The organism is Nigerium massiliense, assembly GCF_000826085.1.
GTDB lineage: Bacteria > Actinomycetota > Actinomycetes > Propionibacteriales > Propionibacteriaceae > Propioniciclava > Propioniciclava massiliense.
The window spans coordinates 1,230,122-1,245,764 of the sequence record NZ_CCYM01000003.1; the positions used below are offsets into that span (position 1 = coordinate 1,230,122).

General features: G+C 73.0%; 13 protein-coding genes and 1 pseudogene. 9 read left to right on the forward strand and 5 right to left on the reverse strand.

The window, feature by feature from the left end:
- Positions 1-108 precede the first annotated feature (108 nt).
- From hemQ to BN1187_RS12175, 3 genes are read right to left on the reverse strand one after another with little or no spacing between them, the layout of a single operon-like run.
- Positions 109-861: a hydrogen peroxide-dependent heme synthase gene (gene hemQ / locus BN1187_RS14725; RefSeq protein ID WP_040162073.1), complete on the reverse strand. Its 753-nt coding sequence runs from the start codon at positions 859-861 to the stop codon at positions 109-111.
- A gap of 49 nt (positions 862-910) precedes the next feature.
- A complete protein-coding gene (gene hemH, locus BN1187_RS14730; RefSeq protein ID WP_040162075.1) occupies positions 911-1,987 on the reverse strand; it encodes a ferrochelatase in 1,077 nt (358 codons plus the stop codon).
- A 1-nt stretch (position 1,988) separates the two neighbouring features.
- Complete coding sequence (locus BN1187_RS12175; protein ID WP_052462663.1) at positions 1,989-3,365, reverse strand: glutamyl-tRNA reductase; 1,377 nt, start codon at positions 3,363-3,365, stop codon at positions 1,989-1,991.
- Between the two features lie 61 nt (positions 3,366-3,426).
- On the opposite strand from BN1187_RS12175, the gene hemE reads away from it, so the two are divergent.
- From hemE to hemL, 6 genes and pseudogenes are all read left to right on the forward strand, one after another.
- Entirely contained in the window at positions 3,427-4,488 is a 1,062-nt protein-coding gene (hemE, locus tag BN1187_RS12180) for a uroporphyrinogen decarboxylase (RefSeq protein WP_072042067.1), read from the forward strand.
- Positions 4,485-5,912: a protoporphyrinogen/coproporphyrinogen oxidase gene (locus tag BN1187_RS12185; RefSeq protein ID WP_040162080.1), complete on the forward strand. Its 1,428-nt coding sequence runs from the start codon at positions 4,485-4,487 to the stop codon at positions 5,910-5,912. The genes hemE and BN1187_RS12185 overlap by 4 nt, the downstream gene beginning before the upstream one ends.
- A pseudogene (hemC, locus tag BN1187_RS14930) lies at positions 5,909-6,835 on the forward strand (hydroxymethylbilane synthase); the annotation flags it as partial. The gene BN1187_RS12185 and the pseudogene hemC, both read left to right, overlap by 4 nt.
- Before the next feature lie 69 nt (positions 6,836-6,904).
- Positions 6,905-7,597, forward strand: coding sequence for a uroporphyrinogen-III synthase (locus BN1187_RS14935; protein WP_235750704.1), 693 nt, complete (start codon positions 6,905-6,907; stop codon positions 7,595-7,597).
- Entirely contained in the window at positions 7,597-8,574 is a 978-nt protein-coding gene (gene hemB, locus BN1187_RS12195) for a porphobilinogen synthase (RefSeq protein ID WP_040162083.1), read from the forward strand. Before BN1187_RS14935 ends, hemB begins: the two co-directional genes overlap by 1 nt.
- Before the next feature lie 131 nt (positions 8,575-8,705).
- Positions 8,706-10,022, forward strand: coding sequence for a glutamate-1-semialdehyde 2,1-aminomutase (hemL, locus tag BN1187_RS12200; protein ID WP_097677341.1), 1,317 nt, complete (start codon positions 8,706-8,708; stop codon positions 10,020-10,022).
- 30 nt (positions 10,023-10,052) lie between these two features.
- Here the strand turns inward: hemL and BN1187_RS12205 are convergent, their stop codons facing one another.
- Positions 10,053-11,006, reverse strand: coding sequence for a 4-hydroxy-3-methylbut-2-enyl diphosphate reductase (locus BN1187_RS12205; protein ID WP_040162088.1), 954 nt, complete (start codon positions 11,004-11,006; stop codon positions 10,053-10,055).
- 162 nt (positions 11,007-11,168) lie between these two features.
- On the opposite strand from BN1187_RS12205, the gene xseA reads away from it, so the two are divergent.
- The 3 genes from xseA to BN1187_RS12220 all read left to right on the forward strand — a co-directional run bounded on the left by xseA (position 11,169) and on the right by BN1187_RS12220 (position 15,060).
- Positions 11,169-12,410 carry an exodeoxyribonuclease VII large subunit gene (gene xseA, locus BN1187_RS12210; protein WP_040162091.1) on the forward strand — a complete coding sequence of 414 codons (1,242 nt, stop codon included), beginning with the start codon at positions 11,169-11,171 and terminating at the stop codon, positions 12,408-12,410.
- Positions 12,407-12,625 carry an exodeoxyribonuclease VII small subunit gene (locus tag BN1187_RS12215; RefSeq protein WP_040162094.1) on the forward strand — a complete coding sequence of 73 codons (219 nt, stop codon included), beginning with the start codon at positions 12,407-12,409 and terminating at the stop codon, positions 12,623-12,625. The genes xseA and BN1187_RS12215 overlap by 4 nt, the downstream gene beginning before the upstream one ends.
- Positions 12,626-13,413: 788 nt before the next feature.
- The gene (locus BN1187_RS12220) at positions 13,414-15,060 is read left to right on the forward strand and encodes a LamG-like jellyroll fold domain-containing protein (protein ID WP_052462664.1); all 1,647 of its coding nucleotides are present in this window, start codon (positions 13,414-13,416) and stop codon (positions 15,058-15,060) included.
- 21 nt (positions 15,061-15,081) lie between these two features.
- Here the strand turns inward: BN1187_RS12220 and BN1187_RS12225 are convergent, their stop codons facing one another.
- A complete protein-coding gene (locus BN1187_RS12225) occupies positions 15,082-15,630 on the reverse strand; it encodes a DUF4245 domain-containing protein (RefSeq protein ID WP_052462665.1) in 549 nt (182 codons plus the stop codon).
- Positions 15,631-15,643: the final 13 nt, after the last annotated feature.

Sequence of the window (15,643 nt, forward strand, 5' to 3'; positions counted from 1 at the left end):
GCGAGCGGCCGGACGCGGGACCGCAGCCCGCCCGCGTGGGCGTCCGGTCAGGAGGTCAGGCGCAGGACCGCAACCAGCGAGCCCGCGTGGGGCGTCCGATCAATGAGCTCAGGCGACGTCCAGGCGCGGCTGGGCGTCCAGCCACTCGGCGAGCTCGAGGCGCGGACCGGTGAAGAACGGCGTCTCCTCGCGCACGTGCAGCCTGGCCTCGACCGCGCGCTGGGCGCGCATCGCGTCGGTGAGCCGGTGCAGCTCGTCGGCCTCGAAGGCCAGCAGCCACTCGTAGTCGCCCAGCGCGAACGCCGAGGTCGTCGAGCCCAGCACGTCCGGGTACTCCTTGGCGGCCATGCCGTGGGTGCGCAGCATGTGCGAGCGCTTGGCCGGGTCCATGTAGTACCACTCGTAGCTGCGGACGAACGGGTAGACCGTCAGCCACGGCCGCGGCGCGATCCCGGAGAAGCAGGACGGGGTGTGCGCGTTGTTGAACTCGGCCCCGCGGTGCACGCCCATGTTCGACCACACCGGCGCGAGGCGCAGCCCCAGTTCGGAGCGACGCAGCGCGTGGTACGCGTTCTGCAGCTTGCGGGGGTCGTCGGCGAGCATCCAGACCATCAGGTCGGCGTCCGCGCGGAAGCCGGCGATGTCGTACCAGCCGCGGATCGTGACGCCCGCGTCCTCGATGGCGGCGATCGCCTCGGTCGCCCAGGCGGCGCGCTCGTCGTCGTTCTCGGGGGCCGGGACGTCCATCTCGAAGACGGAGTACATCAGGTAGTGGGGAGACGCGTTGACGTCCTCGGGGGCGACGTAGGTGTCACGCGGGTCGCCGCTGAACGGGGCGCCCGGAACCTTGTTGTGGCTCATGGCCTTCCTTTCGCAGTTGGGAGAGTGTCGAGGGGTCGGCGCGTCCGGCTCAGCGGTCGTCTTCGCAGACGGCCGGGAGCGTCGGCGCGCCGGGTCGGCTCAGGCAGTGGTCGGGCGGGCAGAGCAGGTGGTCGGCGGCGTCGAACGGCACCTCGCCGCGGGCGATCGCCGCGCGCTGTTCGACCCGGTCGGCGAGCTCGGCGATGAACGCCGGGTGCGTCCCGACCGTGGCCGCGCGTACGTAGTGCAGCCCCAGCCCGTCGGCCGTCGCCTTCGCCTCGGTGTCGAGGTCGTAGACGACCTCCATGTGGTCGTTGACGAAGCCGAACGGCACCGTGATCACCTCGCGGACGCCGTCGGCGGCCAGCTCCTCGAGCCGGTCGTTCACGTCGGGCTCCAACCACGGGATGTGCGGCGCGCCCGAGCGGGAGCAGTAGGCGATCTCCCAGCGGGGCTCGAACCCGAGGCGCGGCGTGAGACCGGCGACGACGCGCTCGGCGACCCGCTGATGCTGAGCGGCGTACGACCCGTCGGGATCGGGGTCGGTCCCCTCGTTCATCGCGGTGGGGATCGAGTGCGTCACGAACAGCACCCGCACGCCGGGGCGCACCTCGTCACCGAACAGACCGAGGGCGTCCTCGACGTTGGCGATGGTCGCCCGGACGAACCCCTCGGTCTCGGCGTAGGGCCCGACCCGGTCGATCGAGATCGGCGAGTCGAGCTCGTCGAGCGCGGCGGCGAGGTTCTCCCGGTACTGCCGGCAGCTGGAGTAGCTCTTGTAGGCGGCGGTGATCAGCACGAGGACGCGCTTCGCGCCGGAGGCGTCCAGGTCGCGCAGCGTCTCGGTGAAGAAGGGGTGCCAGTTGCGGTTGCCGATGACGATCGGGACGTCGATGCCGCGGTGGCGCAGCTCGGCGCCGAGGGCGTCCATGAGTTCCGCATTGCGCTCGTTGATCGGCGAACGGCCGCCGAAGCGCTGGTAGTGCCCGGACACCTCGAGGAGGCGCTCGTCGGGGATGCCCCGCCCGCCCGTCGCGTTGCGCATGAAGGGCAGGACGTCGTCGGGACCCTCGGGCCCGCCGTACGAGGCGACGAGGATGGCGTCGTACGGAGCCAGGCCGCCCACGTCAGACCGCCTTCCGGCGGCGGACGTCGCCGAGGTCGCGGAGGTCGAGCCCGGTGACCGGGCAGGCGTCCTCCTCCAGCGTGTCCGGCGAGACGACTTCCACCAGCGGGTCGCGGCCGGGCCGTCCGTCCGCGATGTCGCGGACGCCTGCGGGGCGCCGGACGTCCGCCTCGATGCCGTACACCTCGGAGAGGGCGGCCAGGTAGACGTCCTCGCGGTCCTCCTCGGCGGCCTTGCGGGCGCGCACGCTCGGCACGTGGATCAGCCGTGCGGCCAGGCGGTGCAGCGCGTGCTCGGCCTCCTCGCTGGTGACGGGCCGGCCTTGCGGCAGCCGGGAGACCTCGTCGGCGACCATCGCCTTGACGGTGTCGCGCAGCGCGACGACGGCGGGATCCATCTGACGTCCCTTCAGCTTGACGATGAGGTCGTTGACCCCCGAGGCGACGAGTTCGCGGGCGCGCTCGACCTCGCGCACGGACGCCTCCGGCACGTGCCGCTGGATGAGCGCCAAGTCGATCAGGGTGACGCCGTCGAGGTCCCCGACGGCCGGCTCGACGTCGCGGGCGAGCGCCAGGTCGACCACGGTCAACGGACGTCCGCCGCGCCGGTCCATGGCCTCCGCGACGAGCGGGACGGTCAGCACGGGCGTCCCGACGCCGCGGCAGGTGATGACGACGTCGGCGTCCACCAGGGCGTCGCGGAGCGAGCCGGCGACCGCGGCCACGTCATGGCTCTCGGCGAACCGGGCGGCGCGGCCGCTGCCGGAGTGCACCGCGATGTCGTCGCAGCCGCGGGCGCGCAGGGCGGCCACCGTGGCGCCGGCGTACGAGCCGGTGCCGAGAAGCAGGACGCGGCGTCCCGGCCATTCGAGCCGCAGCATGTCGAGGCCGACCGAAACCACGGAACGTCCGGTCGAGGCGAGGCTGGTCAGGTGCGCGACCTTGCGGGAGGTGCGCAGCGCCTGCTCGATGCTCTCGGCGAGCAGGTACGTCGCGGTCTTCTCGGCGCGGGCCTGCTTCAGCGCGCGGCGCAGCTGGCCGGCGATCTCGCGCTCCCCGACCACCATCGAGTCCAGCCCGGCGCCGACGCTGAACAGGTGCCACAGCACCTCGGTGTGCGTGCGGGTGGTGAGGTCGAGCCGCTGCCAGGATGGCACGTCGCCGTCGGGGTCGCCGGCGGCCAACTCCGCGCGGACGTGCGCGTCCAGGCGGGCGGGGTCGTCGGTGACGGCGTCGACGTAGATCTCGACGCGGTTGCAGGTCGCGAGCACGACGGCCCCGGAGACGAGGTCGGTGCGCTGCAGCAGCCGGTGGGCCAGGCCCGGGGTCGCCGCAGCCACGCGCTCGACCGCAGTCAGCCCGTGCTCTTCGTGATGCATGGAGTAAAGGTGAAGTGCCACAGTGCCTCCCATTAAACCCCCGGTGTCGATCTGAGGCACAATCGTCAGCGTGACCGAGATTGTTCCTCCCCTTGTCGAAGCGCTGAGCGGACGGCGGCCGTCGCTCCTGCCGGTGTGGTTCATGCGGCAGGCCGGCAGGTCACTCCCGGAATACCGTACGACCCGCGCCGGCGTCGGCATGCTCGAATCGTGCCTTAACCCCGAACTGGCGGCGGAGATCACACTGCAGCCGGTGCGCCGCCACCAGGTGGACGCCGCGATCTTCTTCTCCGACATCATGGTCCCGCTGCGCCTGGCCGGCGTCGGCGTCGACATCGCCCCCGGCGTCGGCCCCGTCCTCGACGACCCGGTGAAGTCGCCCGCGGACGTCCGCGACCTCGTGGCGCACGACCTCGGCGACACCTCGATGATCCGCGACGCGATCCGCCTCATCACTGCCGAGCTCGCGTCCACCCCGTCCGGCGACGCCTCCTGGACGCCGGTCATCGGCTTCGCCGGGGCCCCGTTCACCCTGGCCGCCTACCTCGTCGAAGGACGCCCCAGCCGCGACCACCTCGCCGCCCGGGCCCTGATGCACAGCCACCCGACGTCCTGGGACGCCCTGATGTCGTGGTGCGCGCGTATCTCCGGACAGTTCCTGGCCGCGCAGGTCGACGCGGGCGTCTCGGCCGTCCAGCTCTTCGACAGCTGGGCCGGGTCGCTGCGCGAGGACGACTACGTCGCCCATGTCGCCCCGTACAGCCGCGCCGTGCTCGACGCCGTCCCCGGCGTCCCGAAGATCCACTTCGGCACGGGCACCGGCCACCTGCTGCCGGCCATGCGGGACGCCGGAGCCGACGTCGTCGGCGTCGACTACCGCACGCCGCTGGACGAGGCGAACACGATCCTCGGCGGCCGCACCCCGCTGCAGGGCAACATCGACCCCGCGATGTTGGCGGCCGGCTGGAAGCCCCTCACCAGACACGCCCGCGACGTCGTCCAGCGGGGATACGCAGCGCCCGGCCACGTCGTCAACCTGGGCCACGGCGTCCCCCCGACCACCGACCCCGACGTGCTGACCAGGCTCGTCGAGTTCGTGCACGGTCTCCCGGCGACGGCATGAGCGTCGACGTCGACGCTCTGGTGGTGGGCGGCGGCATGGCCGGGCTCGCCGCCGCCGACCGCCTCGCCCAGCGCGGCCTGAAACCGATGCTGCTGGAGGCCCGCGGCCGCACCGGCGGCCTTGTCTTCGGCGGCGACGTCGGCGGCGTCGCCATCGACCTCGGTGCCGAGTCGTTCGCCAAGCGCTCCCGGTCCCTGCTCGACCTGTGCGGCGAGCTCGGCCTCGCGCTCGTCGAGCCCCAGGGCCGCTCGTGGGTGTGGTCGGCCGAGCATGGCGCGATCCGCATCCCCCGCGGCACGCTCGGCATCCCCACCGACCTGGACGATCCGGAGGTGGTCGCCGCGCTCTCGTCCGACGGCCTGCGGCGGGCCCGCGAGGACCTCACCATGGACGGCGCGGTCGGCGCCGACAGCCCCGACCTGGCCACGCTCGTCGAGACCCGGCTCGGCCGCGAGGTGCTCGACCGGCTCGTCTCCCCCATCGCCGGCGGCATCCACTCCGCCTCCCCGCGCCGGCTCTCCCCCGACGTCGTCACGCCGGGCCTGCGCGAGCGCCTCGCGCAGGAGGGCTCGCTCGTGCGGGCGTCGGCCGCCCAGCGCGCCGCCGCGCCGGCCGGGGCCGTCGTCGCGTCCGTCGACGGCGGGCTGTTCCGGTTGCCCGTCGCGCTGGAGCGCCGCATCGCCGAGCGCGGCGGCGAGATCTGGACGCGGATGGTCGTCACCGGCATCGCCCGCGACGGTGACGCGTGGGCCGTGACCGTCGACAACGCCGAGCGCGCCACCGAGCCGCACCTGATGGGCCGGGCGTCCGGGCGTCCCGCGACCGTGCGGACGAACCGCCTCGTCGTCGCCCTGGACGGCCGCGAGGCCCTGACGCTGCTGCGCGGCATCCCCGAGCTGGAGATCGGCGACTGGGAACTGCCCGCCGGCGCGGACCTCGCCTCGGTCGACCTGGCCGTCGCCAACCCGGCGCTGGACGCCGCGCCGCGCGGTTCCGGCCTGCTGGTCGCGCCGTCGGCGTCCGAGGACGAAGCCGTGAAGGCCAAGGCCCTGACCCACTACTCGATCAAGTGGCCCTGGGTGCTGCGCGACCAGCCGCTGCACGTGTTGCGCGTCAGCTACGGCCGCGGGCCGGGCACGCAGGTACCGACGCTGTCGCAGGCGCTCCGCGACGCGTCCACACTGCTCGGCGTCGAGCTGACGTTCGCGCAGGTGCGCGGGCAGCGCACGATCCGGTTCCTCAACTCGCTGCCACCGCAGACGCCCGACCACCGCGCCCGGGTCGCCCGGCTCGCGGACGCGGTCGCCGCGTTGCCCGGCCTGGAGGTCACCGGCGCCTGGTTCGCGGGCACCGGTCTCGCCGCCGTCCTGCCCCACGGAGCCGAGGCGGCCGACCGTCTCGCGGGGACTACGGTTGGAGCATGAGGATCGTCCTGGGAACCCGCGGATCGGAGCTCGCGCTCACCCAGTCCGGCCACGTCGCGGACGCCCTCCGGGCGCTCGGACACCAGGTCGAACTGAAGACCGTCCGCACCCACGGCGACGTCAAGACGGGGTCGCTGGTCAACCTCGGCGGCACCGGCGTGTTCGCCGCCGCCCTGCGCGGCGCCCTCCTGGACGGCGAGGTCGACATCGCCGTCCACAGCCTCAAAGACCTGCCGACCGCCGGGCACCCCGGCCTCGTGATCGCCGCGATCCCGCCCCGGGAGGACACCCACGACGTCCTGTGCGCCAGCCGCGGTCGCACCCTGGCCGACCTGCCCGCCGGGGCGAAGGTGGGCACGGGCTCGCCGCGGCGCTCGGCCCAGCTGAAGCTGAGCCGTCCCGACCTCGAGGTCGTCGAGATCCGCGGCAATGTGGGCACCCGGCTCGCCCGCGCGCTCGGCGGCGGCGTCGGACCCGCCGATCTGGACGCCGTGGTGCTCGCCGCCGCCGGCCTGCGCCGTCTCGGCCGCGCGGACGCGATCACCGACGTCCTCGACATCCTGCCCGCCGCCGCGCAGGGGGCGCTGGCCGTCGAGTGCCGCGAGGGCGACGCCGAACTCCGCGAGGCGCTCGCCGCCATCGACGACCAGCACGCCCGCGCCGAGACCGATCTCGAGCGCGCGGTGCTCGCCGCGCTCGGCGCCGGCTGCGCCGCGCCCGTCGGGGTGCGGGCGCACGTCCACGAGGCCGGCGTCCGGGCCAGCGCCATCGTGCTCAGCCCGGCCGGCACGGCGAGCGCGTCGGCGTCCTACGACGGTCCGCTCACCGAGCCGCCCGCCGCCATCGGCGAGCGGCTCGCCGAAGACCTGCTCGCCTCCGGCGCCGCCGACCTCGGTCCGCTCGGGGCGTCCCGGCCGAGCCGCCTGGAGGAGTTCCACGACTCCCGGGCGCTGTGGGCGCCCGGCACCGGCACCAGCCTCGTCGGCCGCCGCGTGCTGCTGACCCGCGCCGATGGCCCGCTCGCCGACGCGCTGCGCGAGGCCGGCGCCGACGTCGACGCGGTCGCGCTGACCCACACCGTCCCCGTCGCGTTCCCCCGGCTGCCCCAGGGCGCCACCTGGCTCGTGCTGACGTCGCCGACGGCGGTGGCCGTCCTGCTCGACCAGGGCTACGACCCGCGCTCCCTCGGCCACTCCGTCGCGGCCGTCGGGCCGGCCACCCGCCGCGCGCTGGCGGACGCCGGCGTCGAGGTCGCCCTGACGCCCGAGACCAGCTCGGACGCCGAGTCGCTCGCCGCGGCCTTCCCTCCCGGGACCGGCAGCGTCCTCATCCCCGGCTCGGCTCTCGCGCGTCCGGTGCTGGCCGACGCCCTGCGCGCCAAGGGCTGGCACGTGGACGCCGTCCCCACCTACACCACCGAGCCGCTGGCCGGCCTGCCCGAGGACCTGCGCGACTCGTGGGACCGCGGCGACTACGACGCCGTCGTCCTGATGGCCGGTTCCGGCGTCCGCGCGCTCGTCACGCTGCTCGGGGCGCCGCCCGACCGCACCCGCGTCGTCACCTTCGGACGCCCCAGCGCCGCCGTCGCCCAGGCCCAGGGCCTGCAGGTCGCGGCGGTCGCCCCCACCCAGGACGGCACCGGACTGGTCGCCGCCCTCGGAAGCATTTTCGGAAAGGAACTGTGATGGATCTCCCCCTCATCCGCCCGCGCCGCCTGCGCGCCACCCCTGCGCTGCGCAACCTCGTCCGCGAGACCCGCGTGCAGCCCGGCCAGCTCGTGCTGCCGGTCTTCGTCCGCGACGGCATCGACGAGCCCCGCCCGATCACATCACTGCCCGGCGTGATGCAGCACACCCTCGACTCGGTCCGCCGCGAGGCCGTCCGGGTCGCCGAGGCCGGGCTCGGCGGCATCATGCTGTTCGGCGTCCCGCTCGACGAGCACAAGGACGCCTCCGGCAGCGTCGGCTGCGACCCCGACGGCATCCTCAACCGGGCCCTCGCGGCCGTCCGGGACGAGGTCGGCGACGACACGGTCGTGATGGCCGACACCTGCCTCGACGAGTTCACCGACCACGGCCACTGCGGCGTCCTCGACGCCGACGGCCGGGTCGACAACGACGCCACGCTCGAGGTGTACTGCCGCATGGCCGTCGAGCAGGCCAACGCGGGCGCGCACGTCGTCGGCCCCTCCGGCATGATGGACGGCCAGGTCAGTGCCATCCGCGCCGCGCTCGACGACGCCGGGCATCTGGACACCGCCATCCTCGCTTACTCGGCCAAGTACGCCTCGGCGTTCTTCGGCCCGTTCCGCGAGGCCGTCGGCTCGTCGCTGCAGGGGGATCGCCGCGCCTACCAGCAGGACCCGGCCAACCGTCGCGAGGGCCTGCTCGAGGCGACGCTCGACCTCGACGAGGGCGCCGACATGGTGATGGTGAAGCCCGCCGGCTACTACCTGGACGTCCTCGCCGACGTCGCCGCGGCGTCCCCGGTGCCGGTCGCCGCCTACCAGGTCTCCGGCGAGTACGCGATGCTCGAGGCCGCCGCCGCGAACGGCTGGCTCGACCGCGACCGCGTCATCGCCGAGTCCGTGACCAGCATCGTCCGGGCCGGCGCCGATATCGTCCTGACCTACTGGGCCCTCGAGCTGGCCGGACGCCTCTGAGCCCCTCCGACCCGCAGCGCTTGCCTGCGCCCCGAACCGCCGCGCCCGGCGGCCGGCATCCCCGGACGCCGGCACTCGCCGACCGGGCGCCTAGCATGACCGCAGAACCCACAACCACGGGAGGATCCACCATGGACATGGCCGCCGTCTACCAGCACGCCTGCGAGTTGATCCCGGGCGGGGTGTCCTCGCCCGTGCGGGCGTTCGGCTCGGTCGGCGGCACGCCGGTGTTCCTGACCGCCGCGGAGGGCCCGCACGTCGTCGACATCACCGGACGCCGCTACGTCGACCTGGTCTGCTCGTGGGGGCCGGCGCTGCTGGGCCATGCGCACCCCGAGGTCGTCGAGGCGGTCCGCGAGGCGGCAGGGCGAGGCCTGTCGTTCGGCGCCCCCACCACCGCGGAGGTGCAGCTCGCCGAGCTCGTCCGCGGCCGCGTCCCGTTCGCCGAGAAGGTGCGGTTCGTCTCCACCGGCACCGAAGCCACCATGACGGCCATCCGCGTCGCCCGTGGCGCCACCGGGCGCGACGTCATCGTGAAGTTCGCGGGCTGTTACCACGGCCACTCCGACTCCCTGCTGGCGGCCGCCGGCTCGGGCGTCGCCACCGCGGGGCTGCCTGGCTCGGCCGGCGTGACGCGGGCCGCGGCGTCCAACACCCTGGTGGTGGACTACAACGACGTCGCCGCGCTGGAGGCCGTGTTCGCCGAGCGGGGCGACGAGATCGCCTGCGTCATCACCGAGGCGGCGCCGGCCAACATGGGCGTGGTTCCGCCGGCCCCGGGGTTCAACGAGGCGATCCGGAGCCTCACGAGCGAGCACGGCGCCCTGATGATCAGCGACGAGGTGCTGACCGGCTTCCGCGTCTCCCCCGCGGGATACTGGGGGCTGGAGGCCGGGGTCGAGAACCCCACCTGGACCCCCGACCTCGTCACCTTCGGCAAGGTGGTGGGCGGCGGTATGCCGCTGGCCGCGCTCGCTGGGCCGGCCGCCCTGATGGACCTGCTCGCCCCCGTCGGCCCCGTCTACCAAGCCGGTACCCTGTCGGGGAACCCGCTGGCCACCGCCGCCGGCATCACCACGCTCCAGCTCGCGGACGCCGGGGTCTACGCCCACGTCGACCGGGTGTCCGCGCAACTGCAGGGCGCCGTCGCCGCAGCGCTGGACGCCGCGGGGGTGCCGCACCGCATCCAGTCCGCGGGCAACCTGTTCAGCGTGTTCTTCGGGGCGGACGCCGCCGAGCGCGGCGTCGCGAACTACGACCAGGCCAAGGCGCAGGACGCCTTCCGGTTCGCCCCGTTCTTCCACTCCATGCTGGACGCCGGGGTGGCGCTGCCGCCGAGCGTGTTCGAGGCATGGTTCCTCTCCTCTGCGCATGACGACGCCGCGCTGAACCAGATCGTGGACGCCCTCCCGGGCGCCGCGCGCGCCGCGGCGTCCGCGACCGCCTGATCGCTACCCCGCCGACGCGCCGGGGTCAGGTCAGCCCCGGGCCGCCTTGAGGTCCCGGCGCAGCTCGGGCGGGAGCGCGAACGTCAGGTTCTCCTCGGTCAACCGCTCCTCGGTGGCGGCCGGGTAGCCCTGCTCGACCAGGAAGTCCAGCACGCCCTGCACCAGCTCGTCCGGCACGGACGCCCCGGACGTCACGCCGATCTTGTCGACGCCCTCGAGCCAGGCCGGATCGACCTCCGAGGCGTTGTCGACGCGGTGCGCGGCCTTCGCGCCGGCGTCCAGAGCGACCTCGACGAGCCGCACCGAGTTCGACGAGTTGCGCGAGCCCACCACGATGACAAGGTCGGCGTTCGCCGCGATCTGCTTCACCGCGGACTGCCGGTTCTGGGTGGCGTAGCAGATGTCGTCGCTCGGCGGATCGATGAGCTTGGGGAACTTGGCGCGCAGGGCGTCCACCGTCTCCCAGGTCTCGTCGACGCTCAGGGTGGTCTGCGAGAGCCAGGCGACGGACTCCGGGTCGTCCACCTCGACTCCCGCGACGTCGTCGGGGTGCTCGACGAGGATCGTGTGCTCGGGCGCCTCGCCCATCGTGCCCTCGACCTCCTCGTGGCCGGAGTGGCCGATGAGCAAGATCTGGTTGCCCTGGCCGGCGAAGCGCTTCGCCTCGTGGTGCACCTTCGTCACCAGCGGGCAGGTCGCGTCGATGGTGTGCAGGTTGCGACCCTTCGCCTCGGCGCGCACCTGGGGCGAGACCCCGTGCGCAGAGAAGACGACGTTCGCACCCTCGGGCACCTCGGCGATCTCCTCGACGAAGATCGCGCCCCGCGCCGAGAGATCCTCGACGACGTGCTTGTTGTGGACGATCTGCTTGCGGACGTACACGGGGGGCCCATAGATCTCGAGGGCACGCTCGACCGTGACGACGGCACGGTCCACGCCCGCGCAGTACCCGCGCGGCGCGGCGACAACAACGCTCCTGGTCATGGGGGCCAGTCTACGGGGCCGCCTGACCACCGCGATCCGGGACGCCGCCGGCGCGCCTCGGCCGCCCCGAGCCGCGGCCGACAAGGCCGGACGGCGCCCCCTTGCAGCCCTCGCGGACGGCGCAACCAGAATTTGTCGGACGCCGACCGTAGTCTTTGCGACGTGCCGTTGACATCCTCTCCCGAACAGCCGCAGCCGCTGCGCAACGTCGTCAGCGCGCTCAAAGACTGGGTGGAGCGCACGTCGCCGATCTGGGTCGAGGGGCAGATCATCGAGCTGCGCCGCCGCGCCGGCGCCGGCACGCACTTCCTGAAGCTCCGCGACAAGCTCGCCGAGGTGTCGGTCTCGGTGTCCACGTCGACGGATGTCCTCGACGCCGCGGGTCCGCTCACCGAGGGCACGCTCGTGACCGCGTGGGTGCGGCCCACGCTGTGGCAGCGCTCGGGCAGCCTGACGTTCGAGTGCCGCGAGATCCGGCCGTCCGGCGAGGGACGCCTGCTCGCCCACCTCGAGCAGCGCAAGCGCGCGCTCCAGGCCGAGGGGCTCTTCTCCCCCGAGCTCAAGAAGCGCCTGCCGTTCCTGCCCCGCGTCATCGGCCTGGTCACCGGCGAGGGCTCGGCCGCCGAGCGCGACGTGATCGAGAACATCCGGCGCCGCTGGCCCGGGGCCGCGCTGCGCGTCGAGCACGCGCTCATGCAGGGCGACAAGGCGGCGCTGCAGGTCGCCGAGGCGGTGACCGTCCTCGACCGCGACCCGGCCGTCGAGGTGATCATCGTCGCCCGCGGCGGCGGCTCGCTCGAAGACTTGCTGCCGTTCTCCGACGAGGGCCTGGTGCGGGCCGTGTTCGCCGCCCGTACGCCGGTGGTCTCGGCGATCGGCCACGAGCCCGACACCCCGATCCTCGACCTGGTCGCCGACCTGCGCGCCTCCACCCCCACCGACGCGGCCAAGCGCGTCGTCCCCGATGCCCAGGCGGAGTCGGCGGGCGTCGCCCAGGCGCGAGCGCGGCTGCGGCAGGCCGTCTCTTCCCGCGTCGCCACCGAGGAGCGTCGGCTCGCCGACCTGCGCTCGCGCCCCGTGCTGCGCGATCCGGGCGCCACCATCGACATCGCCCGCGGACGCGTCGACGACCTCACCGCGCGGCTGCGTCGGGCCATCGCGTCCGCCACGCGCAGCGAGCAGCAGTTCGTCGAGCACACCCTGGCCCGCGTCCGCACGCTCTCCCCCAAGGCGACGCTGCAGCGCGGCTACGCGATCGTGACCACCGACGACGGCGCCACCGTCACCTCGATCGGCCAGGTCTCGGCCGACGACGTGATCGTCGCCCGGCTGCTGGACGGCGACATCGCCGCCGCGGTCATCGACGTCGAACCCTACCAACCCCGACCCGAGGAGGACGCATGAGCGACCAGCCCACCACCACCGCCCCCGACGACCTGTCCTACGAGCAGGCCCGCGACCAGCTCGTCGAGGTCGTCCGCGAGCTCGAGTCGGGCAACGTCCCGCTGTCGCGCGCCATGGAGCTCTGGGAGCGTGGCGAGGGCCTCGCCGACCGGTGCCAGCGATGGCTCGACGGGGCGCGGGCGCGTGTCGACGAGGCAACGAAGAAGGACGCCTGACAAGGCTCGTCGGGCGCCTCTCGACAACCTTTTAGAGACACGAGTCCGCACTATTGGGCATCTGCACCCCGGCGCGCTATATTGGTCTCAGTTCGGAAATAGTCTGAACGACTAATAAAGAGAGGAACCTCCCGCATGAGCTTCAAGAACGTCATGAGCAAGCTGGCCGACAGCTGGCTTGAGGGCGCCGAGTCTGTCGCGTCCGTCTACTACGGCCGCTACATCGACCGCACCGATCGCGAGAGCCTGTTCTGATCGCCACGTCGGGCCAACTCGGTCCGTCCCACGCCTGACCGGCGTCGCCCACCAGCGCTTCCTGTCCCATCGCACGCCGAAAGGAGATCCCGTGTTCAACTTCTTCAGCATCTGGACGCCCGCGAACAGCGAGTTCCACGAGGAAGGGATCGAACTCAAGTACCGCGACGACCGCTGACCCTCCCCACCTGAGATAAACCGAAGCCTTCACCACAATGCGGTGGTGGAGGTTTCCCGCATTTAACGCCCCGCACGAGCGTTCACGTTCCGGCCACCGCGGCGGGGGCTGGCTGAGGGCCGCGGTCAACCCGGCCTCGTTAGCCTCCGGCCATGTCGTCTCATCGTGCTCCCCATCCCTCCCGCCGCCGCCTGCTGCAGGCGGGCGCCGTTGCCGGCCTCGGCACGGCCGCCTCCGCCGCCTTCCCTCTCCCCGCGACCGCCACCGCCACCGCGCCGGAACCACCGCGCCGGAACACCACCGCCCCCGCCCCGGACGCCCCCGTGCGACGTCCGCCGAGTTCACCCTCGCGGTCATGCCGGACACCCAGTACCTGTTCGACGAGACCAGCCTGCGGCCGGAGCCGATCGAGGCGTCCCTGGCGTACCTGCGGGCCGAGCGCGCGGACCAGAACATCGTCTTCCTCGCCCACCTCGGCGACCTCACCCAGAACGGCCAGGCCCAGGAGATGCGGGCGATCGCCAAGGCCTGGACGCGGCTGCGCGGCAGCAAGATCCCCTTCTCCACGCTGACGGGCAACCACGACGTCGACAGCAAGACCGATGACCAGCGCGGCGCGACGCCGTACCTGGCGAACTTCCGCCCCAGCACCGGCGACGACGGGGTGGTGGCCGTCTCCCCCGACGGCTACAACAGCCTGCACCGGTTCAGCGGCGGCGGCCGCGACTGGCTGCTGCTCGCCCTCGACTGGCGGCTCTCCCCGCAGGGCTTCGCGTGGGCGCAGGCGCAGCTGGACGCCCACAAGAACCTGCCGACCATCCTCACGACCCACGAGCTCGTCCAGGCCGACACCGGCGACGGCGTCGGCGTCCTGTCCGAGTACGGCCAGCTCGTCTGGGACAGGCTGGTCGCCCGCAACGACCAGGTCTTCCTCACCCTCAACGGCCACTTCTGGCCGTCCGGACGCCTCCGCCGCACCAACGCCGCCGGCCACTCGGTCGACATGCATCTGACCAACTACCAGCAGCGCTACTACGGCGGCGCGGCCGTCATGCGGCTCTACCACTTCGACCTCGAGCGCAACGTGATCGACGTCGAGACGATCTGCCCGTGGGTCGAGAACGTCCCGCCGGCGAAGCGCTGCGAGCTCATGCAGGAGGAGCTCGTCGTCTCGACCGACCTCGACCGGTTCACCGTCGAGATCGACTTCGACGCGCGGTTCAAGTCCTTCGCGCCGGCCCCTGTGCGCCGGGCCCGCACGGCGGCGTCCCAGCTCGTCCGCGGCACCGTCGCGTACTGGCGCTGGGACTCCGCCCAGGTCGGTCACGGCGCGACTGTGAAGGACCTGTCGGGGCATGGCAACGACCTCGAGGTCGTCGGGGACGCCGCGCCCGCCCTGCGCGTCGTCGACGACTTCCACCCCGACCAGCCCGGCCACCGCAGCCTCGCGATCGGGGGCGCCGGCACCACCAACGGCGACTACCTGCGCACGGTCGCGTCCGCGCCGCTCAACCGGGAGACGTTCCAGGCGGGCTACACCGTCGAGATGTTCTTCCACCTGCCGGCCGACTGGGGCTCCCGCAACGCGTGGAGTTCGCTGCTCTCGCGTCAGGGCATGTCGGCCGAGGCCGGCAAGAAGCCCGGCGACCCCGAGGAGCCGGTCGCGACCCTGAGCCTGTCCGGTTCGCGAGAGCTTCAGTGGGCGGTCTACCCCGTCAGCCTCCCCACGTCCCTGACGAACTGGGGACACGAGCTGCGGACCGCCCGCTGGTGGCACGTCGCGGTCGTCAACAACGGCACCCACACCACGATGTACGTCGACGGCTGCCCGGTCGTCCGCAATCCGGCGACGCCGAACCGCGGCCTGAGCACCCTGAACCGGCGCTGGCTGCTGGGCGGCTACGAGTACGCGAACAAGCTCGACAAGGTGTTCCAGGGCACCATCGGCGATGTGCGCATCGCCAACCGCGCGCTGCGCACCGAGGAGTTCATGATCGGCTGAGGCCGACGCCGGGACGCTGCCTCAGCGCGTGGTCAGCGTCCCGGCGAACTGCTCCAACTGCTCGTACGGCACGTCGCCGCTGACGATCGACACGTGCGTCGCCTCGTTGCGCACCAGCGCGTGCGTGCGTCCGTCGTCGGAGACGAATCGCAGCCATTGTTGGCCCGCCACCTGGCTCTCCCCGTCGGGATGGCCGTCGCGGGTCACGTCGCGCGTGAACAGCTCCGGAAGCTCGTCGCGCTGGTCGACGGCCAGGTAGGTCTTGTCGGCGTTCAGAAAGCCGAGCGCCATCGTGTTCCCCAAGGCCGGCTCATTGTTGATGCCGTTCTCGCCCTTGCGGATCCAGCGCGCGCGGGTGGCCACCCAGCCGTCCGGGAGCGATTCGGGGGCGAGCACCGGATAGGGGCTCTCCTCGCGCGCGACCTGCACGACCGGCCGGTAGTCCACCACGTTGACGGCCGCCTCGGGGATGCGCGTGAACCACGCCACGATCAGCAGCACCGGGATGAGCAGCACGACCATCGCGACGAGCATGTGCAGCGCGGGCGGGTTCGGACGGGGCTTGGCCATGGGTGCGATTCTC